This is a genomic window from Novosphingobium olei, assembly GCF_012927405.1.
In the GTDB taxonomy this organism is placed as follows: domain Bacteria; phylum Pseudomonadota; class Alphaproteobacteria; order Sphingomonadales; family Sphingomonadaceae; genus Novosphingobium; species Novosphingobium olei.
In genome coordinates, this window is sequence record NZ_JABBGM010000002.1 from 339,809 (window position 1) to 363,655 (window position 23,847).

General features: G+C 66.2%; 19 protein-coding genes. 6 read left to right on the forward strand and 13 right to left on the reverse strand.

What is annotated here, in order from left to right:
- Positions 1-86: 86 nt before the first annotated feature.
- Positions 87-5,186 carry a VCBS domain-containing protein gene (locus HHL27_RS05695; RefSeq protein WP_169492416.1) on the forward strand — a complete coding sequence of 1,700 codons (5,100 nt, stop codon included), beginning with the start codon at positions 87-89 and terminating at the stop codon, positions 5,184-5,186.
- Between the two features lie 170 nt (positions 5,187-5,356).
- Here the strand turns inward: HHL27_RS05695 and HHL27_RS05700 are convergent, their stop codons facing one another.
- The 7 genes from HHL27_RS05700 to HHL27_RS05730 form a co-directional block, all read right to left on the reverse strand.
- On the reverse strand, positions 5,357-7,000 hold the full coding sequence (locus HHL27_RS05700; RefSeq protein WP_338114830.1) for a TolC family protein: 1,644 nt from the start codon (positions 6,998-7,000) through the stop codon (positions 5,357-5,359).
- A 24-nt stretch (positions 7,001-7,024) separates the two neighbouring features.
- On the reverse strand, positions 7,025-8,374 hold the full coding sequence (locus HHL27_RS05705; RefSeq protein ID WP_169492417.1) for an HlyD family type I secretion periplasmic adaptor subunit: 1,350 nt from the start codon (positions 8,372-8,374) through the stop codon (positions 7,025-7,027).
- Positions 8,371-10,137 carry a type I secretion system permease/ATPase gene (locus HHL27_RS05710; protein WP_169492418.1) on the reverse strand — a complete coding sequence of 589 codons (1,767 nt, stop codon included), beginning with the start codon at positions 10,135-10,137 and terminating at the stop codon, positions 8,371-8,373. The genes HHL27_RS05705 and HHL27_RS05710 overlap by 4 nt, the downstream gene beginning before the upstream one ends.
- A gap of 132 nt (positions 10,138-10,269) precedes the next feature.
- Entirely contained in the window at positions 10,270-11,265 is a 996-nt protein-coding gene (locus tag HHL27_RS05715) for a sensor histidine kinase (protein WP_169492419.1), read from the reverse strand.
- A 242-nt stretch (positions 11,266-11,507) separates the two neighbouring features.
- Positions 11,508-11,879, reverse strand: a complete 372-nt coding sequence (locus HHL27_RS05720; protein ID WP_169492420.1) for a hypothetical protein — start codon at positions 11,877-11,879, stop codon at positions 11,508-11,510.
- 86 nt (positions 11,880-11,965) lie between these two features.
- Positions 11,966-12,589, reverse strand: a complete 624-nt coding sequence (locus HHL27_RS05725) for a response regulator (RefSeq protein ID WP_169492421.1) — start codon at positions 12,587-12,589, stop codon at positions 11,966-11,968.
- Positions 12,586-14,214: a sensor histidine kinase gene (locus tag HHL27_RS05730; RefSeq protein WP_169492422.1), complete on the reverse strand. Its 1,629-nt coding sequence runs from the start codon at positions 14,212-14,214 to the stop codon at positions 12,586-12,588. The genes HHL27_RS05725 and HHL27_RS05730 overlap by 4 nt, the downstream gene beginning before the upstream one ends.
- A 320-nt stretch (positions 14,215-14,534) precedes the next feature.
- Between HHL27_RS05730 and HHL27_RS05735 the strand changes: the two genes are divergently transcribed.
- The 4 genes from HHL27_RS05735 to HHL27_RS05750 all read left to right on the forward strand — a co-directional run bounded on the left by HHL27_RS05735 (position 14,535) and on the right by HHL27_RS05750 (position 16,651).
- Entirely contained in the window at positions 14,535-15,116 is a 582-nt protein-coding gene (locus HHL27_RS05735) for a helix-turn-helix transcriptional regulator (RefSeq protein WP_240959409.1), read from the forward strand.
- Between the two features lie 62 nt (positions 15,117-15,178).
- Complete coding sequence (locus HHL27_RS05740) at positions 15,179-15,547, forward strand: hypothetical protein (protein WP_240959411.1); 369 nt, start codon at positions 15,179-15,181, stop codon at positions 15,545-15,547.
- An 81-nt stretch (positions 15,548-15,628) separates the two neighbouring features.
- A complete protein-coding gene (locus HHL27_RS05745; RefSeq protein WP_169492423.1) occupies positions 15,629-16,075 on the forward strand; it encodes a hypothetical protein in 447 nt (148 codons plus the stop codon).
- An 87-nt stretch (positions 16,076-16,162) separates the two neighbouring features.
- Positions 16,163-16,651, forward strand: a complete 489-nt coding sequence (locus HHL27_RS05750) for a MarR family transcriptional regulator (RefSeq protein WP_169492424.1) — start codon at positions 16,163-16,165, stop codon at positions 16,649-16,651.
- Positions 16,652-16,678: 27 nt separating this feature from the next.
- On the opposite strand, the gene HHL27_RS05755 is transcribed toward HHL27_RS05750, so the two are convergent.
- From HHL27_RS05755 to add, 6 genes are all read right to left on the reverse strand, one after another.
- Entirely contained in the window at positions 16,679-16,936 is a 258-nt protein-coding gene (locus HHL27_RS05755; protein ID WP_169492425.1) for a glycine zipper 2TM domain-containing protein, read from the reverse strand.
- A 131-nt stretch (positions 16,937-17,067) separates the two neighbouring features.
- Positions 17,068-17,328: a hypothetical protein gene (locus HHL27_RS05760; RefSeq protein ID WP_169492426.1), complete on the reverse strand. Its 261-nt coding sequence runs from the start codon at positions 17,326-17,328 to the stop codon at positions 17,068-17,070.
- A 43-nt stretch (positions 17,329-17,371) separates the two neighbouring features.
- A complete protein-coding gene (locus HHL27_RS05765; RefSeq protein WP_169492427.1) occupies positions 17,372-18,226 on the reverse strand; it encodes a kinase in 855 nt (284 codons plus the stop codon).
- 75 nt (positions 18,227-18,301) lie between these two features.
- A complete protein-coding gene (locus tag HHL27_RS05770; RefSeq protein WP_169492428.1) occupies positions 18,302-18,982 on the reverse strand; it encodes an energy transducer TonB in 681 nt (226 codons plus the stop codon).
- 235 nt (positions 18,983-19,217) lie between these two features.
- Positions 19,218-21,617 (reverse strand): TonB-dependent receptor, encoded by a 2,400-nt coding sequence (locus tag HHL27_RS05775; RefSeq protein WP_169492429.1) that lies wholly within the window; start codon positions 21,615-21,617, stop codon positions 19,218-19,220.
- A 195-nt stretch (positions 21,618-21,812) separates the two neighbouring features.
- The gene (gene add, locus HHL27_RS05780; protein ID WP_338114831.1) at positions 21,813-22,970 is read right to left on the reverse strand and encodes an adenosine deaminase; all 1,158 of its coding nucleotides are present in this window, start codon (positions 22,968-22,970) and stop codon (positions 21,813-21,815) included.
- A gap of 406 nt (positions 22,971-23,376) precedes the next feature.
- On the opposite strand from add, the gene rpsL reads away from it, so the two are divergent.
- Positions 23,377-23,748, forward strand: coding sequence for a 30S ribosomal protein S12 (gene rpsL / locus HHL27_RS05785; protein WP_169492430.1), 372 nt, complete (start codon positions 23,377-23,379; stop codon positions 23,746-23,748).
- Positions 23,749-23,847: the final 99 nt, after the last annotated feature.

Below are 23,847 nucleotides of genomic sequence, written 5' to 3' on the forward strand. Positions count from 1 at the left end.
ACAGGCCAGTGGGCTCGGCAAGTGGCCGAAGCTCATTAACCAATATGCCCTTCGTCGACCGGCACTGCGGCACAGGGGGCATTATCATGGCGACCACGAGCACGACACCGAGCGTCAACACCACCTCGATGTTCAACACGCCGCAGGCGGTTGACGATACCTACAGCTACACGCAGTCGCAGCTCGAAGGGCTGGCCAGCAACGGCATCGTCACGCTGTCGCTCGACGTCATGGCCAACGACCTTGGCGGCGCGGCCAAGGACCTGTGGGCGGTGGTCGACCAGGAAGACACCGGCCCCGTCACCTACTCCGCCGCGGAAACCGCCGACCTGATCTCGAAGGACGCCAACTACGAGTGGAAGACCACGCGGCCCGGCACCAAGGTGGCCGTGGTCAACGGCAAGCTGTCCTACCAGATGGACGCGAGCGCGATGGCGGTGATCAAGGCGCTGCCCCCCGGCCAGACCGTGACCGACGTGATCTCGTACTCGATCCGCCTTGCCAACGGCACGCTGAGCGTCGCCGAAGTGACGATCACCATTGCCGGCACCAACGATGCCGCGGTGATCACCGGAACCTCGGCGGTTACCATCACCGAAACCGATTCCGCCCTTTCGGCCGGCGGCAAGCTCAACGTCACCGACGTCGACACCGGCGAGGCGAAGTTCCAGGTCCAGAGCAACGTCGCGGGCAACCACGGCTACGGCACGTTCTCGATCGATGCGAACGGCAACTGGACCTACAGCGCCGGCGCCCACAACGAATTCGCCGCCGGGCAGAGCTACACCGACAGCGTGACGGTGAAGTCCATCGACGGGACCAGCCAGGTCATCACCGTGACCATCCTGGGCACCAACGATGCGCCGGTGGTTTCGGGCGCGGTGACCGGCACGGCGACCGAAGGCGGCGCGAGCTCGACGCTCAATGCCCTTGCCAACGCCAGCGACGTCGACCTCGGCGCCTCGCTTTCGGTGACCAACGTGCCCGGCACGCTGCCCGCGGGCGTGACCTACAACGCTGCGACGCACAGCTTCTCGTTCGATCCGTCGAACAACGCCTATGACTACCTCGCCGCCGGCGCCACGGCGACCGTGACGGTGACCTATGGCGTTACCGACGGCACCGCGACCGTGCCCGCCTCGGTCAGCTGGACGATCACCGGCACCAACGATGCCGCCATCATCACCGGCAGCACGGGCGCAACGCTGACCGAAAGCGACGCGGCGCTGAACGCCAGCGGCAAGCTGGATGCGAGCGACGTCGACAGCTCGGCCGCGTTCGTCGCGCAGACCAACGTCGCCGGTGACCACGGCTACGGCACGTTCTCGATGGATGCCGCTGGCAACTGGACCTACGCCGCCGGTGCGCACAACGAATTCGCCGCCGGGCAGACCTACACCGACAGCGTGACGGTCGCGACCGCCGATGGCACCAGCCAGGTCATCACCGTGACCATCAACGGCACCAACGACGCGGCGGTCATAACTGGCACGTCGTCCGCCGACCTCACCGAAAGCGATGCGGCGCTCAGCGCGAGTGGCAAGCTCGACGTGACCGACGTCGACAGCTCGGCAACGTTCGTCGCGCAGACCAACGCTGCGGGCGACCACGGCTATGGCACGTTCTCGATCGATGCGAACGGCAACTGGACCTACGCCGCTGGCGCTCACAACGAATTCGTTGCCGGCCAGACCTATACCGACAGCGTCGTGGTGAAGACCATCGACGGCACCGAGCAGACGCTGAGCGTGACGATCCACGGCACCAACGATGCTGCCGTGATCACCGGCACGGCATCGGCCGAAGGCGACGAGACCGACGCGGCGCTGACGCTGGGCGGCAAGCTCTCGGCGACCGACGTCGACAGCTCGGCCGACTTCCAGGCGGGTACGCTCGCCGGATCGCACGGTTCGTTCACCATCGCCGCCGACGGCACGTGGAGCTACACCGCCGACAGCGCCTACGATGCGCTGAACGTGGGCGACAGCGTGACCGACAGCGTCGTGGTGAAGACCATCGACGGCACTGAGCAGACGCTGAGCGTGACGATCCACGGCACCAACGATGCCGCCGTCATCACCGGCACGGCCTCGGCCGAAGGTGACGAAACCGACGCCGCGCTGACGCTGGGTGGCAAGCTCTCGGCGAGCGACGTCGACAGCTCGGCCGACTTCCAGGCGGGCACGCTCGCCGGATCGCACGGCTCGTTCACCATCGCCGCCGACGGCACCTGGAGCTACACGGCCGACAGCGCGAACGATGCGCTCAACGTGGGCGACAGCGTCACCGACAGCGTCGTGGTGAAGACCATCGACGGCACCGAGCAGACGCTGAGCGTGACGATCCACGGCACCAACGATGCTGCCGTGATCACCGGCACGGCATCGGCCGAAGGCGACGAGACCGACGCGGCGCTGACGCTGGGCGGCAAGCTCTCGGCGACCGACGTCGACAGCTCGGCCGACTTCCAGGCGGGTACGCTCGCCGGATCGCACGGTTCGTTCACCATCGCCGCCGACGGCACCTGGAGCTACACCGCCGACAGCGCCTACGATGCGCTGAACGTGGGCGACAGCGTGACCGACAGCGTGGTGGTGAAGACCACCGACGGCACCGAGCAGACGCTGAGCGTGACCATCCACGGCACCAACGATGCGCCGGTGGTTGCTGCTGCGCTGACGGCGGCGGCCAACGAGGATGGCGCCGCGTTCAACCTCGACCTGCTGGGCGGGGCGAGCGATGTCGACAACGCGAACCTGCATGTTTCGGACGTGACCGGCCTGGTCGCAGGCGTGACGCTGTCGGGCGATACGCTGATCGTCGATCCGGCGAATGCGGCGTTCCAGTCGCTGCAGGCGGGCGAGACGCGCGAGATCGTGGTCAGCTACAATGTCATCGACGGGCAGGGTGGCAGCGTGGCGCAGAGCGCGACGATCACCATCACCGGCACCAACGACGGCGCGACGATCAGTGGTGACACCACCGGTGGCACCGTGGTCGAGGACGGGGTGACCCAGCTGACCGGCCATGTGAGCGTGGCCGATGCCGACCACGACCAGGCGGCGGCGATCGCTGCGAGCGCGACCGGCACGTACGGCAGCTTCTCGGTCGATGCGGCGGGCAACTGGTCCTACCAGCTCGACAATGCGAGCGCTGCGGTCCAGAGCCTCGCCAACGGGCAGGTGGTCAGCGAGCAGTCGTTCACCATCGAATCCGCTGACCACTCGGCATCGGTGACGCTGAACTTCTCGGTCCAGGGCACCAACGATGCGCCCAAGGTGACGCTGACCCAGTCGGCCACCGCGACCGAGGACGGTTCGCCGGTTTCGCTCAATGCGCTGGCGGGCACGTCGGACGTCGATGCGACCGACACGCTTTCGGTGACCTACACCTCGCTGCCGGCAGGCGTGACGTATGACGCGACGACGCACCAGTTCACGCTGGATCCGACCAATGCGGCGTTCCAGCACCTGGCCGCCGGGGCGACCGACACGGTCACGGTGAACTATGGCGTGAGCGACGGCACCACCACGACGCCGAGCAGCCTTTCGTTCAAGGTGACCGGCGTCAACGATGCCGCCTCGATCAGCGTGGACAGTGCGGTCACCAACGACCGCGCGGTGACCGAAACGGGTGTGGCCGCAGGCGATGCGAACGCTTCGGGCAAGCTGCTGGTGACCGACGTCGACGATGGCCAGGCCGCGTTCCAGACCCCGGCTTCGCTGGCGGGCACGTATGGCACCTATACGTTCAATGCCACGACCGGCAGCTGGACCTACACGCTCGACAACACCAAGGCGGCGACGCAGGCGCTGACCGCGTCGCAGACGGTGCACGATCACCTGACGGTGGTTTCGGCCGACGGCACCGCGACGCACGACATTGCGGTCACGGTAACCGGCGCCAACGATGCCGCCACGATCACCGTGGATGCGACGGTGGCGAACGACCGTGCGGTGACGGAAGCGGGCGGTCTTGCCAATGCGACCGCAGGCGATGCGAGCGCTGCGGGCAAGCTGCTGGTGACCGATCCGGATTCTGGCCAGGCCGCGTTCCAGACGCCGGCTTCGCTGGCGGGCACGTATGGCACCTATACGTTCAACGCCACGACTGGCAGCTGGACCTACACGCTCGACAACACCAAGGCCGCGACACAGGCGCTGACCGCGTCGCAGACGGTGCAGGATCACCTGACGGTGGTTTCGGCCGACGGCACGGCATCGCACGACATCGCGGTGACGGTGACCGGCGCCAACGACACGGCGACGTTCGGTGGCACCAGCACCGGTTCGGTCACCGAGGACAGCACCACGCTGACCAGTGCGACCGGCACGCTGTCCGTGACCGATCCGGACCTGAACCAGGCGAGCTTCGTGGCGCAGACCAACGCGGCGGGCACGTACGGTTCGCTCTCGATCAACTCGGCCGGTGCGTGGACCTATACCATCGACAACACCAAGTCGGGCTTCGCAACGCTCAACACCGGCACGACCGCGCACGACATCTTCACCGTGCAGTCGGCCGATGGCACGACGACGACGATCGACGTGAGCGTGGTGGGTAACACCGATGTGACGCTGGCGGCGGTGCAGACGGCGAGCGGCGATCCGAACGACTTCGACTCGCAGGGTGCTGCCGGGGACATCAAGTTCCAGGGCAACGGTCAGTCGGCCGATACGGTCTATGGCGGTCCGGGCAACGACACCATCAACGGCAACAGCGGCAACGACACCCTGTACGGTGGTTCGGGTGACGACAAGCTGGACGGTGGCGCCGACAACGACACGATCTATGGCGGGTCGGGCAACGACACGATCACCGGCGGTAACAATGTCGACGTCCTCATCGGTGGCTGGGGAGCGGATACGCTGACCGGCAACCAGGGCAACGACACGTTCAAGTTCCTGAGCGCTCTCGACCGCGGCGACACGATCACCGACTTCACGCACGCCAATGGCGAGCAGGACAAGATCGACGTGTCCTCGATCGACGCGGACCAGAACACGGCCGGCTTCCAGCACTTCACCTTCAACGGCACGACGCCGACCGCCAACGGCCTGTGGTACGTGGTGAACGGCAGCGACGTGGTGCTTTATGGCGATATCGGCGGCAACACCGCGACCATCGAGCTGCATGTCACGCTGACCGGGGTGACCTCGCTGACGGCGGCCGACTTCATTCTCTAAAGCCGGGCCGCAAACCAAGGGAAAGGGGCTGCTGCGGCGGCCCCTTTTTCGTTTGGGGCCGGGTTGGCGTTCAAACCGAGCGGCGCGGGCATGGCCCCGGCGTGGCGCAACAAAAAAGCCCGAAAGGTTGGTCCCTCCGGGCTTTGTGCTTGCTGTTCTGTCGCGAGCGCTCAGGGGACCGGCAGTTCCTTGACGGCATCGAGCTCCACCGGGGCGGCGGTGCGCGGCGCGGCGGGATCGCGCAAGGCGCGTGCGCTGGCGCTGCCGAGGGGCAGGCCGTCGATACCGCGCAGCAGGGGCGTGAGCAGCGGCACGTCGCCGCGATGCTTGACCTTGTCGAAGTGGTCGTCGGGATCGTAGCGCGGCTCGCCCGGCAGCAGCCAGGTCTGTTCGAGCGCACCCATGGCGGCCAGCACGCGGGCCTGGGCGATGTAGGCGCTGGCCATCGCGCTGTTGTAGTTGCCGCGCGCCAGCAGCAGTTCGCGGGCGAGATCGAGCACGTCGAGCGTGGTGCGGAGCCCCGCCTTTTCCTGCAGCAGGGCACCGTCATAGGCGCGGCGGGCCGATTCCACCGCGCTGGCATAGCGATCGACCGCGGCGCCGAGCGCCTTCCAGTCATCCCAGGCGGCGGCGAGCGTGGCGCGGTTTTCGCGCAGGGCCGCATCGATCAGGCGCCAGTCGGAATCGTTGGCGGCGATCGCCTCGCCCACGCGGGCCTGGCGCAGGCCGCTTTCGTAGATCGGGCCGGACAGGACGACCTGGCCGGAAAAGTCGCGCTGGTCGCGGCGGGGGATCGCCCCGAACAGGCTCTGCACGTTCCAGCCGTTGACGTAATCCGCCTGTCCCTTCAGGTCGACCCGCGGCATCAAGTCCGCCTTGGTGGATTCAAGGCTGGCGCGGCTGATCTTTTCGCGTTCCTGCGCGGCAATGAGCACGGGGTTGTGGCCTTCGGCATAGGCGTAGGCCGCTTCGAGCGAGTCCGCGGGAAGGCGCAGCGGGTTGGGCGCGGCAAGGGCGCCGGCGGGAGCACCGATCATGCGCAGGAACGTCGCTTCGCCCGCCGCCGCATCGCGCTGCGCGGTGAAGACTTGCGCGCGGCCGAGTTCGACGCGGGTTTCGACCTGCTCGACATCGGTGGAGGTCACCTCGCGCCGCTTGAGCCGAGCGCGGTTATCGGACAGTTCCTGTTCCAGCGTAGCGAGGTTGTCGCGCGCAATGGCCACGGCGGCGCGATCGCGCAGCAGGCCGACATAGGCGCCGATCGCATCGAGCAGGGCCTGTTGTTCGGCCGAGCGCATGACCTGCCGCTGGTAGCCGAGCTGGGCCAGGGCATAGCGTTCCGACGCGGCGTTGCGGCCAAAGGTGAAGATCGGCTGGGTGAGGACGGCGGTGGTGGTGAGACTGCGCGTCGTGTTGTCGGACCACCCGTTGCCCGGCTTGCGCAGGCCCGAGCGGGTGATGTCGTAGCCCACCTGGTAATCGAGCCGTGGGCCGAAGGCGGCGCGGGCCTGGGGCACGCGGTAATCGATCCCGCGCAGCGCAGCGCGCTGGGCAAGGACGGTGGGGCTGGTCCAGTAGGCCAGCCTGAGCGCCTGCGGCAGGGCATCGACCGGGGTGCCGGCGCGCGATGCTTCGGCAATGTCGGCGGGCGTGCCGCCGGGAAGGTCGGGCGAATAGCGCAGCGCGCTTTCGGGGGCGGGCGCGGGCGGGCCCATTTCCGATGGGGCCAACGCGGGCTGACTTGGTGCATCCTGGGCGCGGGCGGCGAGCGGGCTCGCCACCAGTGCTGCCCCGGCGAGCAGTAGTGTCTTCACGTGCATTCCCCCCTGATCCCTCACTTAATTGTCCCGGAACGCCCGCATGAACTGGTCGCGCAGCGGCTTGGTCAGGTACGACAGCATCGAGCGAGAGCCGGTTTCGACATAGACTTCGGCGGGCATGCCGCTCTTGAGATCGAGCCCTTCCTTGCGGACCTTGTCCTGCTGAACCGCGATGCGGATCGTGTAATAGGCCTGGCGCGCTTCGGGATTGTCGGTGCGGTCGGTGGCGACGTAGATGACCTTGCCAGGGATTTCGGGCGTTGCCGCGTGGTTGAACGCGGTGAAGCGTACGCGGGCGTGCTGGCCTTCGATCACCTGGTCGATGTCGGCCGGGCTGACCATCGCCTCCACCACGAAGACATCCTTGTCGGGCACGATCTCCATGATCGGCTCGGCCGCGCGGATCACGTCGCCGATGGCCGAGAACGCGACCTTTTCGACCCTGCCCGAATAGGGCGCGCGGATTTCGGTGCGCTGCTTCTGGTCGGCGGCGGCGACCGAGCGGACCTGCTGCTGGTTGAGCGCGGTGTTGACCTGGGCAAGGTCGGTACCGGCCTGCACGCGGCGGGTCTGGACGAGCTGGATCGACTGCTCCTGCGCTTCGGTGATGCGGGCGCGGGCCTGCGCGATCTGCGACTGGAGCGAACCAACGTTGCCATCGAGATCGACCGCGGTGCGTTCCAGCTGGTTGAGCCGGTTGATCGTGACGAGCTGCTTGTCCCACAGATCCTTCACGCCCTGGCGTTCGGGCTCGATCAGCTTGCGCTGCTGCTTGAGCGCGGCGATCTGGGCTTCGAGGCCGTGGATTTCCTGGTTGTACTGCTGGACGCGCGCGGCGAGCTGCGAGCGGATCTGGCCTTCTTCCGTCTGGCGCAGGCGGAACAGCTTCTCTTCATCCGCCATCGCCTTGCGCGCGGTGTCGGTGTTGGCGCCGGTCAGTTCGGGGGGGAAACGGATGCCACCTTCGCCAAGGCGTTCAGCCTCCAGCCGTGCGCGCTGGGCGAGCAGCTGTTCGACGGTGAGGTTGGAAAGCGCGGCATCGGTGCCGGTGACGCGGTCGTCGAGCCGGAGCAGCAACTGACCTTCCTTCACGTGTTCGCCATTGTGGACGAGGATCGCGTCGATCACGCCGCCGGTCGGGTGCGCGATGCGCTTCACGCGGCTTTCAACGCCGACCTGGCCGCTGCCGATCACCGCGCCGCCGATGGGCACGAACGCAGCCAGCAGGAACAGCACGACGAACAGCCCGGCAACGGTCATCAGCAGGCGCTTGAGCAGAAGCGGTTGGGCGACCTTGGCCGCGGCATCGCCTTCCCACAGCACGGGGAGGAGCATGCGCGCGGGATCGGTGGGAAGCTGGGCGTTCATGCGGAAACTCCCGAAGCGGCCGCAGTGCCGGCTTCATCGTCCTTGGCATCCGAGCCGTTTCCGGGCTCGATGCGGGTGGCGGTGTTGGCCTGCTGGATGCGCGCGAGCACGGCGTCGCGTTCGCCGAAATCGGCGATGCGGCCAGCCTGCATCAGGGCGATGTGCGTGGCCGGGCCGAGCGTTGCCGGACGGTGGGTGATCATGATGACGATGCCGCCGCGCTTGCGCATGTCGAGCACGGCATGGGCCAGTGCGGCATCGCCTGCGGCATCGAGGTTGGAATTGGCTTCATCGAGCACGAGCAGGAACGGATCGCCATAGAGCGCGCGGGCGAGGCCGAGGCGCTGGCGCTGTCCGGCAGAGAGTTCGACGCCGCCCGCCGATACGTGGGATTCATAGCCATCGGGCATCGACAGGATCAGTTCGTGGACGCCCGCCGCCTTGGCCGCGGCGACGATGCCTTCCGACGTGGCGGCTGGATCGAAGCGGGCGATGTTCTGGCCGATGGTGCCGTCCATCAGGTCGACCACTTGCGGAACATAGCCGAAATAGCTGCCGAGCGTTTCGGCGTCCCATTGATCGAGCGTGGCGCCATCGAGGCGGATCTCGCCACGGTTCGGGCGCCAGATCCCCAGGATTGCGCGCACCAGCGAGGTCTTGCCGGCCGCGCTCGGCCCGACGATGGCCAGCACCTGTCCGGGCGTGAGCTGAAGGGTGACGCCCGAGACAGTGAAGCGCTGCGTGCCCGGGGGTGCGACCCACAGATCGCGGATCGCGAGTTCGCCCGAGGGGCGGCTCAGCTGGACTTCGCGGGCAGGCGGCTTGCGGTAGGCGGAAACGGCCTGGACCACCCGGCTCCAGCCTGCGCGCGCGGCGACAAGGCCGCGCCAGTTGGCGATCGCCTGGTCGACCGGCGCCAGCGCGCGGCCCGACAGCACGGAAGAGGCGAGGATCACGCCGCCACTCGCCTTGCCATCGATCACCAGCAGCGCACCGACCGACAGGATCAGCGATTGCAGCAGCATGCGGAACATGCGGCTTGCCCCGCCGAGACGGGCGACCGTGCGCGAAAGGTAGGATTGGGCGCCGATGAAGCTGTCTTCCCAACCCGAAGTCCGCGCGACCAGCCGGTCCTGCATGCCCATGGCAAGCGCGGATTCGGCAAAGCGGATTTCGGCGAGCGCGGCGGCGGACCGGCCGCTGGTGATATTCGAAAGCTCGCGCGAGCCCGACATCGTGCGCCGGTTCGAGATGATGGCGAGGGCAGCCATGACGAAGACACCGAACAGCGCGGTCAGTCCCAGCCACCAGTGCAGCGAGGCGAGCACGATGAGGAACATGATCACCCAGGGCAGGTCGATCAGGGCGATAGGGCCCTGGCCCGCGAGGAACGTGTGGATGGAATCGAGGTCGCGGGTGAACTGCAGCCCGTCGCCCTTGTCCGGTCCATTGCGCAAGGGCCGGGTGACCGTGGCATAGTGCACCGCGCCGAACAGATCGTCGTGCACGCCGTTGGCGACGCCAAGGAGCGCTTCGCTGCGGATCGCCTCGAACACGGCCTGGAAGGCATAGACCAGCACGAGCATCACGAAGAGGCCGATGAGGGTCGGAACAGACCGGCTTGGCAGGACAGAATCGTAGACCAGCATCATGTAGGCCGAGCCCGCAAAGACCAGCACGTTGAGCAGGACACTCGCCACCGCGACGAGGACCAGGCCCCCGCGATACCGGCTTATGAATAGATTAAGAATCTGACGGTCCACGCCTTGGAAATCCCACGTTTTTTGTGGAGCTAAAGCAATAACATTACGCTCGCAAGGACGCAGGACGAGGGCTGTTACGTAGCAATTCTACGATTTTGTTAACTAAGCAAAACTTCCTGCGGTTAAGCAGGTTCAGCGCAGCTCGGGCATGCGCCCCTGGGGCTGGGACTGCTCGTCGACAGGGCGCGCGCCCTCGACCATGATTTCGCACCAGACGCCGCGCCGGTCGAAATTGAGCTCCACCGCATCGAGCCCCGGCTGGGGCATCAACAGGCGGGTCCCGACCCCTTCGCGCGATGGCGAGGATACGGGCGGCCCGCCCTGTTCCTTCCACAGGATGTACAGGCTGCGCCCGTCCACCGCGAGGAACCAGGTCAGTTCGACAAGGCCCTGATCGTCGGACCAGGCACCATGCTTGACCGCGTTGGTGGCAAGTTCGTGCAGCGCCATGATCAGGGGAATGCAGGTGCGATCGGGCAGGATCACAGGATCGCCCGAAAGCTTCAGCCGAGTGCGCCGGCCGAACGGTTCGAGCGTCCGCTCGGCGATCTCGGGCAGGCGGCCCTCGGTTTCAGTGCCGATCCGCAACAGGTCGCTCGCCTGTGCGAGCCCTTCAAGGCGGCTGGAAAATTCGCGATAGAAATCAAGCGGATTGTCGGCCTTGGGACCGCGCGAGGCGAGGGCCTGTACGATCGTGAGCATGTTGCGCACGCGATGGCGAAGCTCGCGGTTGAAGCCTTCGGCCTGTTCATGCAGCGCATCGAGTTCGCGCACCGCGCCGCGCAAGGCGGAGCCGGTGGCCAGGATCAGCCCGGCCGAGAAGCAAAACATCAGGAAGAACGCCGCGCGCATCGGGTCGATCACCGCAAACCACGCGCCGCCGCCGAACAACCGTTGCGAAACAATCGCCGCGATACAGGCGACGAGGACGGCGTATGCGGTATCGAGCAGTAGCGCCCCGATGAGGATGCTTGGCCAATAGGTGAGAAAGGGCAGGGCGCTTGTGCCTGGATCGACCAGCGCGCGTACCGCCGTGGGGAACGCAACCAAGAGAACGAGAAGCACTACTTGTTCAGCGGGAGACCGCTGTTTCACCAGCGCTTGCCGGATCACCTTTGCTCGGGTCATCTGCGTCGTTTCCTTCGAGGGCCCCTGGGCGTTCTTCGCGCCCGGCGGTTTGGTCCGCTTCGGATACTTCTATGGACCCGCATCGACGACAACGCCAGCGCCGCGATGCGCCGGCAAGAGTTAGGCTGCCAATAACATATTGGATAAACCGTGGCTTAACCACGGATCAGGTTGCGCAAATGATTGCCGAGCTGTGGTGGTTGCGCGACGAGCGGCGGTCCGCCCGATCGCGCGTGCCCGGATCAGGCGGCGCGGGGCAGCGCCATGGCGCGGGGCGGAGCGAGACGCAGCGCATCGGCCAGAGCGATGATCGTGGCCACGGCGTGCGCCTCTTCGGCGGTCAGGCCTGCGAAATCGGGCAGGAAGGCGCGGCAGGCCTGGATGAAGTTGCCGGGGTTGCGTTCAAGGTCCGACCGGTACTGGTCGAGCGAGTGGCACCCGTCGATGTCGGCCCAGCTGAGGCCCTGCGGCGAGGGGCGTTCGTGAAAGGACCAGAGCGCGAAGATTGCGCGCTCGACCGCATCACGCGCCTGTTCGGGCAGCGCGGCGCCCGATGCACGGGCTTTCAGCCTTTGGCGATAGCGGCGCTGCCGCTCGGCGTTGGTCATGGCCATGGTGCGCACCGCATAAGGCAGGCACGGCAAGCATCCGGTTAGCCGACGTTACGTGACTGCCCTAAGGGCAACGTCAATGAAGCCGGTCACTCGCCCGGATCGTTGATCGCCAGCAGCGCGAGTTCGGTGCGGTTTTCGATCCCCAGCTTCTGGTACATCGCGTGAAGGTAGACCTTCACTGTGCCTTCGCCGATGTTGAGTTCCGCGCCGATGTCGCGATTGCGCATGCCGCGCGCGACCAGGCGGGCAATCTTGCGTTCGCGCGGGTTGAGCCGATCGAGCGGGCCGGCCTGCGGGCTGAGCGAAAGATCGAGCGCGCGCTGCAGGAAGATCGGGGCGATCGCCTTCTGTCCACCATGGACCTTTTCCAGCACGTCGACCAGTTCGTCCTCGGCGCCGTCCTTCGACACGATGCCATCGACGCCGGCGCGCATCACCGAAAGCAACTGGCGATCGTTGATCTCTGCCGTCAGCAGCACGATGCGGCGCTTGTCGCCCTTGGCGCGCAACACTTCGAGCGCTTCGACCCCGTTCATCCCGGGCATGTTGATATCGAGCAAAACGATCGCCGGATCGTGCATGTCGATCGCGGCCAGGGTTTCTTCGCCGCTGGCCGTCGCGGCGACGATCTGGAACTGCGTGCCACGCAGGACGGCCTCGACGCCGGCGCGGATGAAGCCATGGTCGTCGGCTACCAGTACGGGAATCATGCGGCCATCCTTGCAGGCAGAGAGATATCCAGCGTGACGCCCTTCGTAGCGTCGGCGATTTCGAGCCTGCCGCCCAGCGCCTCGACGCGTTCGCTGATCGAACGCGGCCGAAGCGGGTCGGGGCCCGTCGCGAAGCCGAGCCCATCGTCGCGAATCTGCATGCGCAATGCCCCCGCCTCGCCGATGATCGACACCGTCACGCTTGCGCAATGCCCGTGGCGCACGGCGTTGGCAACACCTTCGCGGACCAGCTGGCGCAGTTCGTAAGCCAGCTCGATCGAGACCGGCAGCGGACGCATTGCCGCATCGAGCCGCGTGTCGATGTGCCAGTGGTGCGACAGTTCGACGAGCAGGGCTTCCAGCTCTTCGGCAAGGTCGGTGCGGCGGTCGCCGTCCTCGCCCCTGCGCAGGCGATCGATCAGGCCGCGCAGCTGGACCTGTTCGCGGCGCAGGGCCTGCTTGATCGAATCGATCTCGCCCTCAGGGTCATTGCCTTCGCGGATCCAACGGCGCAGCGCCTCGATCCGGAACAGCGTGCCGGCGAGGAACTGCGCAACGCTGTCGTGCAGATCGCGGGCGAGTGCATTGCGGATGCCGGAAACCGCCGCCTCGCGCGAAAGCGAGGCCATCTCCTCGCGATCGAGCGCAAGGCCGACTTCGCGCGCGAAAGCCTCGACCAGGGGCAAGTCGTCCACCGACAGATCCCGCATCCCCCAAGCGAGCAGCTGGCCGGGGCCGGCGGCCGTGGCAAAGGATGCGATGATGCCTTCGCTGATGCCGCAGTGATCGGCGAGCGGCACCGATATCCTGCCCGTCCACGCCGCCATACCGGCAACGGGCAGCGAGGCGATGCGCCGGCGGCGTACGGTGTCGAACATCACTGGCGCAATGCCGAGGGCAAGATCGTCGGACAGGTCGCCGGGTGCCGCCATCACGTGGGTCGACGTGCCGTCGTCCAGCACGATCTCGACCAGCGGCTCCTCGTTGCGCAGAAGCGCGATGGCAACGCCCTTGGCCCCGAGGGCGTTGCGGATTTCGGCAATCGCCTCGGCCAGCACGCGAAGGCGCCGTTCGCCCGGTACGCCGCCCGGATCCTGCAGCTCGACCCGCCGGGACAGGCGTCCATCGCCGCTCAGCCAGACCATCACGATCGAAAGCAGCAGCATGTAGACTTGCCGGCGACCGAACCGGTAGATGTCGAGATTGAAGTGCAGCATCATCAGCGCGCCACCGGCTGCAGTATTGGCTACAAGCAGCGCAAGTGCGGTGACGGCGATCCCGCGCCAGCCCCAGCGCAGGTTCGAGCTGACCAGAAGAAAGGCGGCAAAGGCCATGAAAGGACTGGAGAAGTCGCTGTTGCCGGCCTCGGTGAAATAAACTCCCCCGACAAATGCAATGATGTCGATGACGTGGACCGCGACGGCCAGGCGAAAATCGTACCACCAGCTGCGCCACGCCACGATCACGAGTGCTGCAGCCAGCGTCATGTAACCGGCCAGGATGGCAAGGCCGACGGCGCCGGCACGGGCGGGCTGGGTCGGTTCTATCAGCACGGCCAGCAGGAAGACGACGGCAAGCACCGCGCGCGTGGTCGCAAGAACCTTGGCGGTGCGCCGCATGAACATGCGCTGAGGTTCCTGCCTCCCCATTGGATCGACCCGTCCTCGTTCTCGTTTCGCCACACGCCCCCCGGCATGTGGATGCAATACCTTTAGCTAACGCTGTCAATTGCACGAAACGGAAAGGGCGTAAGGTGCAATACCGCAAACGTTAACTTGCGCTGGGACGGATATTAGATCATTTTCAACTCGTGATGTGGGAAAAAATCTGTCTTCTTTGCCAATTGGATGCCTCGGATGATGAAGGGCGGATCTAAACAGGTCAGGTTGACGGGAGAACGAGGCCACCTTTCGATAGAAGGCGGTTTCGCAGGACGGCACGCTCTATGATGATGACGACCTTTCCTCTGCAGGAAGAGGACGATGTTCTCGACGCACTCACGCCCAAGCAGCGGGAAGTGCTGGACCTTTTGATCCAGCACAAGACCTCCAAGGAAATATCCAGGCTTCTAGGCATATCGCCCCACACGGTCGACCAACGGATCATGCTCGCACGCGCGAAACTGAACGTCGCGACCCGCGGAGAGGTGGCGCAGCAATACCGCCGACTGGTCGAGGAACGGCGGAATTCCGCCATCTCTAGTCCCGCGATCATATGGGAAAAACCCGTATATCAGCCGTCCTATGTCGAAATGACCGAATCGGATGGGCAAGGTCCGGATCGGGAAGACGGGGTGGCGTTCCAGACCACCATAGGCCTCCTTCGCAAGGCGCCGCAGGAGACGGGGCAGAGCGAAGCGGCCAGGGCGGTCAAGGCCTACTACCGCGTTCTCCCGGAGGTGTTCGACGGACCAAACGGAACCCTGGTGCGTCTCGGCTCGATTGCCGCGATAACCGTGTTCCTGATCCTGATCGTCCTCGGCGGACTGTCGATCTTTTCGCAGCTGTCCGAGATCATCGGTCACTGATCCGTCTGTCATCTCCCGTCACAGCGGGCCCGGGCATTGCCTCGGGCGGAAGGGGGAAGACCATGAAGTTCGAAAAGATCGAAGCGAGCGCGATGGACCGGGGCATGAGCACCGGGGTTGCCCAGTTGCGGATCACCCGTGACCTTCATCAGGCCGAAGCCGCGCTAGACGAAGCTCTCTTGCGTCAGGCACAGTTGCTCCAGACCATGGTCGGCGCGCGGCGCGAGACCGGCGTTGCGCCCTTCCTCGGCCAGGATGCGCTGATGCGCCTGCTCAAGAGCCAGCAGGGGCTGGTCGATGCGGGCGGCGAACTCGCCCGGGTCCATGGCCGTCTCAACACGATCGCGGTCGAAACCAACGGCGGCAACGATGCCTGTCCGCCCGCTGCGCGCGAAGCCGATCGCGACGACGTGGCAGCGAAGGTCGCCTGATGGTGGTTGGCTGCTGCCGGGCGACGCCCTGTCGTTCGGCAGCCGGCCGCCGGACGGCGCTGCAGAAGGTGTGATGCGCAGATGCTTTCGCTCTGGATCCCTCGCATTGCCCTGATCGTCACCGTGCTCTTCGCGGCACGGCGCGGCGGCGAGCCCGAACGGCTCGTGGCCGCGGTGCTTTTCGCCACTTTCGCACTCGACGTTGCGAACCACTCCTGGTTCGGCGCACCTGACTGGTTCGCCGTCAATCCCGGCCATCTCGTGATCGACACCTGGGCGTTCATCTCCCTGCTGTGGATCGCGCTGAGGGCCAACCGCGGCTGGCCCCTGTGGGTCGGTTCGGGCCAGGTGATCGTGGTCATGGGGCACATTGCCAAGGTGTGGGAGCTGGACATGGTCCGTTGGGCGTACTGGGCGATGACCCAGGTTCCCTTCGTCTTCCAGCTGTGCGTCCTGGCGATCGGCACGGTCGCACACGTCGCAAGATCACGCCGCGTTGGCGCATATGATGCCTGGCGTCCGGCCTGAGAAAGGCGGCCTTCGTGCCGCCATGTGGACCACCAAGCTGCTGGCCAGGCCGGCGCGTGGCGGTCCGGGACCGAAGGAAGTAACAGGATGACGGTAAGATCGATGATTGCCGCAGGGCGCGAGGGAAGCCTGGCCGTTCAGCAACTCCCCAACAGCACGGACCGCGAGGACGGTTCGCTGGTCCCCACCACCACCACCGGCCATGCCGCGCTGGCGCTCGCCCACGAACTCTATGTCGGCAGGCGCAAGCGCGAACGCTTCCTGAGCGGCGACCTGTTCGGTGAGCCCACTTGGGACATCCTGCTCGACCTCTACGTCGCCGCGCGCGAGGATCGCCGCGTACCGACCACCAGCGCCTGCATCGGGGCCCACGTGCCGCCGACGACAGCCCTGCGCTGGCTGCGCATCCTTGAAGCCAAGGGGCTGGTTGAACGCGAAGACGACGGCCGCGATGGCCGCCGTACGTTCGTCCGCCTGACCGACCGGGGCCTGCTGGCCATGGACGGCTGGCTGGAAGGCATGCTGCTCGCGCTCGACAAGGCGATGGCCAAGGCCAAGGCACAGCCCGCAGGCTGAAAAGCCCAAGCGCGAACGATCAGTGCATCAGCGGCGGTAATACCGGCACTTGCGCTGCCCCTTCTTGGCGATTTCGTGCCCGGCGACACCGCCAGCGGCCGCGCCGAGGATGGTGGCAGTGGTGCCACCGGCAATCACGTTGCCGAGAATGGCGCCGCCAGCCGCACCGACGACGGCACCTTCGGTCTTCGAAAGGCGCTTGCCGCAACGCGCCTCGGCGGGGGCGGCGGCAAGGACCGAAAGGGCGCCGACGGCGAGCAGGGCGGGGCGGGTAAATCGGAACATCGAACGAACTCCTGTGGATCGGAATGGAACGGGCGAAACGTGCCCGCCAACGCTCCATTCCTGCCCCAGTTCCGGCGCGGCTGCCAGAGCGGTTGCGGCCAACCGCTCGTCGCAGCGCGCCTCGCCGGCCGTCAGCTGTCCTGCTGACGCCGCTGCTGGCGAGACATCCCGCCGCGCTGACCGTCGCTGGCGTCGTTCTGCTGCTGCTCCATCTGCTGCGACCCATTGCCCTTCCGGTCACCGCCGCCCTGTTGCTGTTCAGCCTGCGATGCGGGCCGCCCGTCCTGGCCGTGACCCTGGCGATGGTCGCCGCCCATCTGCCCACCGAGCGAGCCCTGGTCTGCCCCACCGCCCTGCGCGCCGGGGACGTTGCCGTTGTTCTTGCCGTTCATGATCGTTCTCCCGCACCGCGTTCATGATCATCGGTGCACGCGATCAACCGGGCGGAGGGGGAAGGCGTTCCTCCTCGAAGGCCCGTGCGCACGCATTCCGCCGCACGTCCAGCACGCTGCGGTCTTCATCCAGATCGATGACGAGGTCGGCGCGGTCCGGAAGATCATCCAGCAGCGCACGCGTGATGCGCTCGTAGTGGGCGATGAACCGGGCGAGTGCGACGGAGTCCATGCCTCGCCCCGCCTGGCGCAACGGCTCTTCCTGTTCGCCGCGCCACCGTGCGACGATGTCGAAGCCGGGGGCGCGCAACATCACGAGGAAGTCGATCCGCGCAAACAGCGTGGCATAGTCTCCGGCCAGCGCCGCATCGGCATGGCCGCGCCAACGTCCATCGGGATCTTCTTCCGCTTCGAGCCTGTTGATCGGCCGCGAAAGGCCTGCCGCCCCTTGCGGCCTTGCGCCGAGGCACCAGCCTTCGAGGATCAGCGCGCGGGTGTCCCGGCTTGCGCGAGGCCATTGCGTTTCGGGCAGGCGATCGTCGGCGCCCTTGTCGAAGCGGGGCAGTGCAGCCGCTTCTCCCCCCTGAAGCGCGGCGATCACGTCGAGGCCGAGCTTTATGTCGTGCGTGCCGGGGACGCCGCGCGTGGCCAGCAGGGGATGGACCGTTTCGGCAAGGATGCGCCGCTCGGCCTTCGTGCGATAGAGATCGTCGAGCGAGAGGATCGCCGTGGCGCAGCCGCGTGCGTCAAGCCGCGCGGCGAGGGCTGTGGCAAGCGTCGACTTCCCCGATCCTTGCGCGCCGCTCAGTCCGATGACCAGCAGGCGGCCTTCGTGCGATGGCAGGAGCTTTGCGAGCTCGGCATCGACGATGTCGAGGGCGGACAGGGGCCCAGTCACGTGTTCTCCCGCGGCGATTGCCGGGGCAGGCCTAACAGGGCGGCGGCCGACTGACCAGCCGCCGCCCCGTTGCGATCAGTCTTGCAGGACCCAGCGTACAGCCGTCTCGTATGCGCCCGGCATGGCGGTGCCTTCACTGCTGCGAGCAGGTTCGAACCGTGCGCGCCGGGTGACGCGGTCGCAGGCTACGGTGTCGAGTTCGGGATGTCCGCTGCTCGCCGTCACTTCGCAGCCGCTCGGCCGTCCGTCCGTGCCGATGCTCAGGCGCAGGCGGGTAACGCCGGTCCATTCCTCGCGGATCGCCCGCGTGGGGTAGTCGTTGCGCGTGATCCAGCTGCCGGGATCGCCCTTGGCCCGCGCCGCCGTGGCCGGGCCGGTGGGCGTTGGTGACGGATCGGGCTTGAGGAACGGCTCCTTGGGACCGAGATCGATCGGTCCGAGGGGCGGAAGCAGGGGTCCAGGATCAAGCGTTCGCGTGTCTGTCGATGGAACCAGCGGATCCAGCGGCGTGCGCGGCGCAGTGCTGTCGGTATGCGCGCGCGCCGCAGTGCGTGGCGAGGGTTCGGGCTTTGGCGGCTTGGGCGGCGGGGGCATCCAGATCCAGTTCTGGTTGTCGAGGCCCCTGTCGATCACCCGGGTGATGATCCCGCCCGCAAAGGTGGAGAGCAGCGCCGCTCCCAACCCCACATGCAGCGCGATCACCGCCGCGCCTGCGCCGAGCCTGCCACGCCCGCCGCGTTCCGCTCCATATCCCATGGCCACACCCTCTCTCGAATGCCGCCCCGATCCCTTGCTCGACCGGCCTGTCGGATCAAAGGCCGGGGACGGTCTGGTTATGCGAGCGAGCCTACGCCTTATTTCTCTACCGCAAAGGTAGAACAAACGAACGGCCCGGTTCCGTTCCAAAAAACAAGAGGCCCCTCCTCCGCCGGGGAAGAGGGGCCCTTCGAGCCTGGCCGGGACCGCCCATCGCCGGGCGGTCGGGCAAAGATCAGAAGCTCTTGCGCACCGTCATGCCGATCTTGCGCGGCGTGCCGATGTTGTAGCCGATGCGCGCGCGGCCACCGCGTTCGCGGTCGAGCGAGAGCAGCGGCGTTTCATCGAACAGGTTGTTGACGTAGAGCAGAACCGACAGGCCGTTCTTCCATTCAACCCCGGTCGACAGGTTGACGAGATTGTAGCTCGGCAACTGGTACGAGCCGAAGCTGTAGGTTCCCGAACCCGAAGCGCCGGTGGCCGGGTTGAAGAACAGCGAGTTGCCGAAGTTGCCCGCGCCGGCTTCCTGGTCGGACGGCTGAGTGAACCGGTTGCCGACGTGGCTGAAGGTGGCGTTGAAGGTCCAGTCCATGTCGTCGGCAACGGCATAGGCATAGCTGGCGGTGGCCGACATCTGGAACTTCGGCACGGTGGGCAGGCGGTTGCCATCGCGGATGCCCGCAATGATGTTGCCGCCGGCGTCGGTGACGTTGCTGTCGAACTTGGAATCGATCACGCTGCCGTTGATCGACAGGTCGAAGCCCGGCGCGGGGCGTGCGCTGAGTTCGACTTCAAGACCGGCGGTGTGCGCCTTGGGCACGTTGAACACCACGCGCGACGAGCACGAGCCGGCGTCCGCCGTCACCTGCAGGTTGCGGATGCGGTTGTAGAACACCGCGGCGTTGAAGGTCACCCCGCTGGTCGAAGCCTTCACGCCGGCTTCGTAGTTCCAGAGGCTTTCGTCCTTGTAGTTCGGACGCCCACCGTAAGTTGCGGCATCCGGACCGTTGGCGCCGCCCGAGCAGAGCGGGATGTTGAGCGGATCGTTCACGCCGCCAAGGCGGAAGCCCTTCGACGCCTGCACGTTGAACGACAGGTCGCGGCTGGGTTCGTAGCTGACGATGAAGCGCGGGTTGAAGCCGTTCGACTTGGTCTTGTCGCCGATGTTGCGATCGCCGTTGGCGAAGACGCCGCCGGAGATGAAGTTGCGGGTTTCCTTGAAGTCGTAATAGCGGCCGCCGGCGGTCAGCTTGAAGTCGCCAGCCTTGTAGCTGGCTTCACCAAACACCGCGAACTGCTTGATCTTGTAGGGAATGTCGGCGTTGTAGGGCGAATCCGCCGGGAAGCCGTTGGCCACGGCATCGGACACGCCCGCGCCCAGCGCCGCATCGATATAGGCATCGTAGCCGGGCGTCGGCAGGCGCTGTGCGTAGGTGCGCTTGATGTCGCTGTAGAAGCCGCCGAGCACCCACTGCAGGGGGCCCGCGCCGGTGGAGGAAAGGCGCAGTTCCTGCGTCCAGGTGTCGAGCTTGGTGGTATCTCGCAGGTTCGAAGGCAGGTTGATCGCACCGGCGGGCAGGCCCAGGCTGACCCCGACCGAACCGGTCAGCGCCGATGCATCGCGGCTGACGAGGATGTTGCGGTGGATGTAGCTCGTCACCGAAGTCACATCGATGTTGTCCGCCACGGGCGCGTTGATGGTCAGGTCAGCGAGCGTGGTCTTGTCGTGGAACTGCTCGCGCAGCTTCAGGTACTGCGTGCGCTCGTCGATCGGCGCGCTGCCGGCCAGCGGGCTCTGGTAGAGGTTGTAGACGTCCTCGCGGTTGAAGCCGTTGACCTTGATATCCTGGTAGACGATGCGCGGCGTGATCTTGAGCCCTTCGACGGGTTCGAGCAGCAGCGCGGCGCGACCGCCAAAGCGTTCGCCATCGTTGATGTTCTTGCCGGCGGCCGGGCCGATGGCGTTGATGAAGCCGGCGAAGTGTTCGCCATAGCCGACCACGCGCAACGCGGCCTTCCCGCCCAGCGGCACGTTCACCGCGCCTTTGAGCGAATAGCCCACGTCGCCGCCCTTGAACACGTTGACGTCGCCGGCAACCTGGCCCTCGGTCTTGCCGAGCTTGGGCTGGTTGGTGATGTAGCGGACCGTGCCGCCGACCGAACCGGAACCGAACAGGGTGCCCTGCGGACCGCGCAGCGTTTCCACGCGGTTAAGGTCGAACAGATCGAAATCGGGGGTGAACAGCGACAGCGAGGTCACCGATTCATCTAGGTAGATGCCGACCTGTTCCTTGACGCCGGGCTGGTCGCGGACGATCTGGCCGGCCGAGACGCCGCGCACCGAGACCTGGCTCTGGCCGGGCCCGAGGTTCTGGACGGTGAGGCCGGCGACCGCGCGCGAGATGTCCTCGATCGAGTTGGCGCCCATCTTCTCGATCTGCGCCGACGTCTGCGCGTTCACCGAGAACGGCACTTCCTGGATGCTCTGCGCGCGCTTGGTGGCGGTGACGATGATTTCGTTGCCGTCCGAAGCCGTAGCGTCGGCGGTCTGGGCGTGGGCCGGCGCAGCGACAAAGAAAAGCGCGGTGGTCGAAGCGAGCAGCATGCTGCGCGCCGTGATGGCGTGACGGGCCATTTCAAGTCCTCCCTGCAACAACATAAGGGTTGTGTTCTTAACGACGCCGATTGGCGTCATGGGGTCTTATTGCTGCAACTGCGCAGGGTCGCGCAATCCTGCCTGCAGGTGCAGCATTGATTTGCCGCGCGCCTGTGATTCCATTGCAACAGGCGGCGTTCAACCTGCTGGGAACATGGTGTTATTTGGAAGGGATCAGGCCCACGCCTTCGCGAAGATGTCGAGCCGGGCCAGCATGCGTGCCTTGTATTCGTCGCCCAGCCACGCCGCGTTGATCGCGTTGCGTTCGATCTGCAGCAGTTCGGCCTTGGTCAGATTGCTGCGCCTTTGTGCGCGGATCAGCACCTCGGTCAGGTACTCGCTGCCCATATAGGCCGGATCGTCCGAAGCGATCGTCACGTTGAGCCCGGCGTCGAGCATACCGCGCACGACCTCGATATCGCCGCCTTCGCCGCGGACTTGTCCAGAAAAGCTCGGACACACGGTGAATGACAGACCGCGCTGTTTGGCCAAGGCGACCAGTTCCGGCGACTGCAGGATGTTGCCGCCGTGGTCGATGCGGTCGACCTTCAGGTCTACGATCGCCTGGCGAATGTGGGCGAGCGTGTTCTCCTGGTTGACGTCGCAGTGGACGGTCACTTTCAGCCCGGCGGCGCGCGCCTTGGCGAAATGCGCGGCGAACTTGCCGGGCGGGTGCCCCTTTTCGTCGCTGTCGAGACCTACCCCGACCAGATGCTCGCGATACGGGAGGGCGGCGTCGAGCGCTTCCATCGCGGTATGCGGATCGAGATCGCGCACGAAACACAGGATGAGGCCCGAGGAAATCCCGTAAAGCTTGGCCGCCTCCGCGCGGGCGCGGCTGATGCCCAGGATGACCGTCTCCATCGCGACGCCGCGCTTGAGGTGTTCCTGCGGATCGAAGAACATCTCTGTATGCAGCACGTTCTGCGATGCCGCCTTGGCGAGATAGGCGAGCGCAAGATCGTGGAAGTCCTGCTCGGTGACCAGCACCTTCATCCCGTCGTAGTAGATCGCCAGGAAACTCGGAAGGTCGTGGTACTGATAGCTCGCCTTCATCGCGGCGACATCGGCGAAGGGCAGGGTGATCCCGTTGCGCTGGGCAAGCATGAACTTCATCTCGCCCTCCAGCGTGCCTTCGAGATGCACGTGGTATTCGGCCTTGGGCATCACGCGGATGAAGCGCGCCATGTCGATTTCATCAGGGGTTGCCGGCACCGGCATGGGCGGCAGCGCAAACGGGGCTGGCGCGGGCGTCCCTGCCGCGGGCGTCGCTTCCTGGGCCAGCGTACGGCCTGCCATCATCGCGCCGCCGATCGCTGCAGCGCCCCGCACCATGTCCCGCCTTGTCAGCCCCATCTCCGGTACTTGCTCCCCTGTCGCGTTCGTTGCACCTATCCCAACGAGGCGCGCGCCATGTCCAGCGCCTTGTTCGACCGGCCTCGCCGGCAAGGCCGAAAACACGCCCCCGCTTGACCGGGAGGCCCGTCTCCACTAGGGGCCGCAGCGTTCCGCAGCCGGATTCGGTTTGCGGGAAGAGCTGAACATTGCCGGTGCGTGCGCAAGACCCGTCTTTCGCGTCATCCGTCAAAGTAACCCGGCGCCAAGGCACGGGTGGAGCGTTTCAAGCTCGTCATGGTGTCCTTTCGCAAGGGCAGCGCCCGCTTTTGACAAGCGGTGACGGTCTTTTCTCTCTTCGCCACGCGGCCCCGAGCGCCACAGTCAAGGTGAAGAGTACTTCATGCCTACGATCAACCAGCTGATCCGCAAGGGTCGCGAACCGCAGAAGGCCAAGAGCAAGGTCCCTGCGATGGAGCAGAACCCGCAGAAGCGCGGCGTTTGCACCCGCGTCTACACGACCACCCCGAAGAAGCCGAACTCGGCGCTTCGCAAGGTCGCCAAGATCCGTCTGACCAACAGCCGCGAAGTCATCTCGTACATTCCGGGTGAAGGCCACAACCTGCAGGAGCACTCGGTTGTGCTGATCCGCGGCGGCCGTGTGCGCGACCTTCCGGGCGTTCGCTACCACGTCCTGCGCGGCGTGCTCGACACCCAGGGCGTCAAGGACCGCAAGCAGAGCCGCTCGAAGTACGGCGCCAAGCGTCCGAAGTGACGGCCCCTTCAGGCCGTCATCCCAGCGAAGGCTGGGCTCGCTGGCGGCCTTGAGGAGCGGTTCGCTCTAAGGTTTTACAAACGTCGCAACAGGCCGAAA

Coding starts and splice junctions, on each gene's coding strand:
- HHL27_RS05695 (WP_169492416.1), top strand. CDS start 87: ATGGCGACCACGAGCACGACACCGAGCGTCAACACCACCTCGATGTTC.
- HHL27_RS05705 (WP_169492417.1), bottom strand. CDS start 8,374: ATGAACGCCCAGCTTCCCACCGATCCCGCGCGCATGCTCCTCCCCGTG.
- HHL27_RS05715 (WP_169492419.1), bottom strand. CDS start 11,265: ATGACCCGAGCAAAGGTGATCCGGCAAGCGCTGGTGAAACAGCGGTCT.
- HHL27_RS05720 (WP_169492420.1), bottom strand. CDS start 11,879: ATGGCCATGACCAACGCCGAGCGGCAGCGCCGCTATCGCCAAAGGCTG.
- HHL27_RS05725 (WP_169492421.1), bottom strand. CDS start 12,589: ATGATTCCCGTACTGGTAGCCGACGACCATGGCTTCATCCGCGCCGGC.
- HHL27_RS05730 (WP_169492422.1), bottom strand. CDS start 14,214: ATGTTCATGCGGCGCACCGCCAAGGTTCTTGCGACCACGCGCGCGGTG.
- HHL27_RS05735 (WP_240959409.1), top strand. CDS start 14,535: ATGATGATGACGACCTTTCCTCTGCAGGAAGAGGACGATGTTCTCGAC.
- HHL27_RS05740 (WP_240959411.1), top strand. CDS start 15,179: ATGAAGTTCGAAAAGATCGAAGCGAGCGCGATGGACCGGGGCATGAGC.
- HHL27_RS05745 (WP_169492423.1), top strand. CDS start 15,629: ATGCTTTCGCTCTGGATCCCTCGCATTGCCCTGATCGTCACCGTGCTC.
- HHL27_RS05750 (WP_169492424.1), top strand. CDS start 16,163: ATGACGGTAAGATCGATGATTGCCGCAGGGCGCGAGGGAAGCCTGGCC.
- HHL27_RS05755 (WP_169492425.1), bottom strand. CDS start 16,936: ATGTTCCGATTTACCCGCCCCGCCCTGCTCGCCGTCGGCGCCCTTTCG.
- HHL27_RS05760 (WP_169492426.1), bottom strand. CDS start 17,328: ATGAACGGCAAGAACAACGGCAACGTCCCCGGCGCGCAGGGCGGTGGG.
- HHL27_RS05770 (WP_169492428.1), bottom strand. CDS start 18,982: ATGGGATATGGAGCGGAACGCGGCGGGCGTGGCAGGCTCGGCGCAGGC.
- HHL27_RS05775 (WP_169492429.1), bottom strand. CDS start 21,617: ATGGCCCGTCACGCCATCACGGCGCGCAGCATGCTGCTCGCTTCGACC.
- rpsL (WP_169492430.1), top strand. CDS start 23,377: ATGCCTACGATCAACCAGCTGATCCGCAAGGGTCGCGAACCGCAGAAG.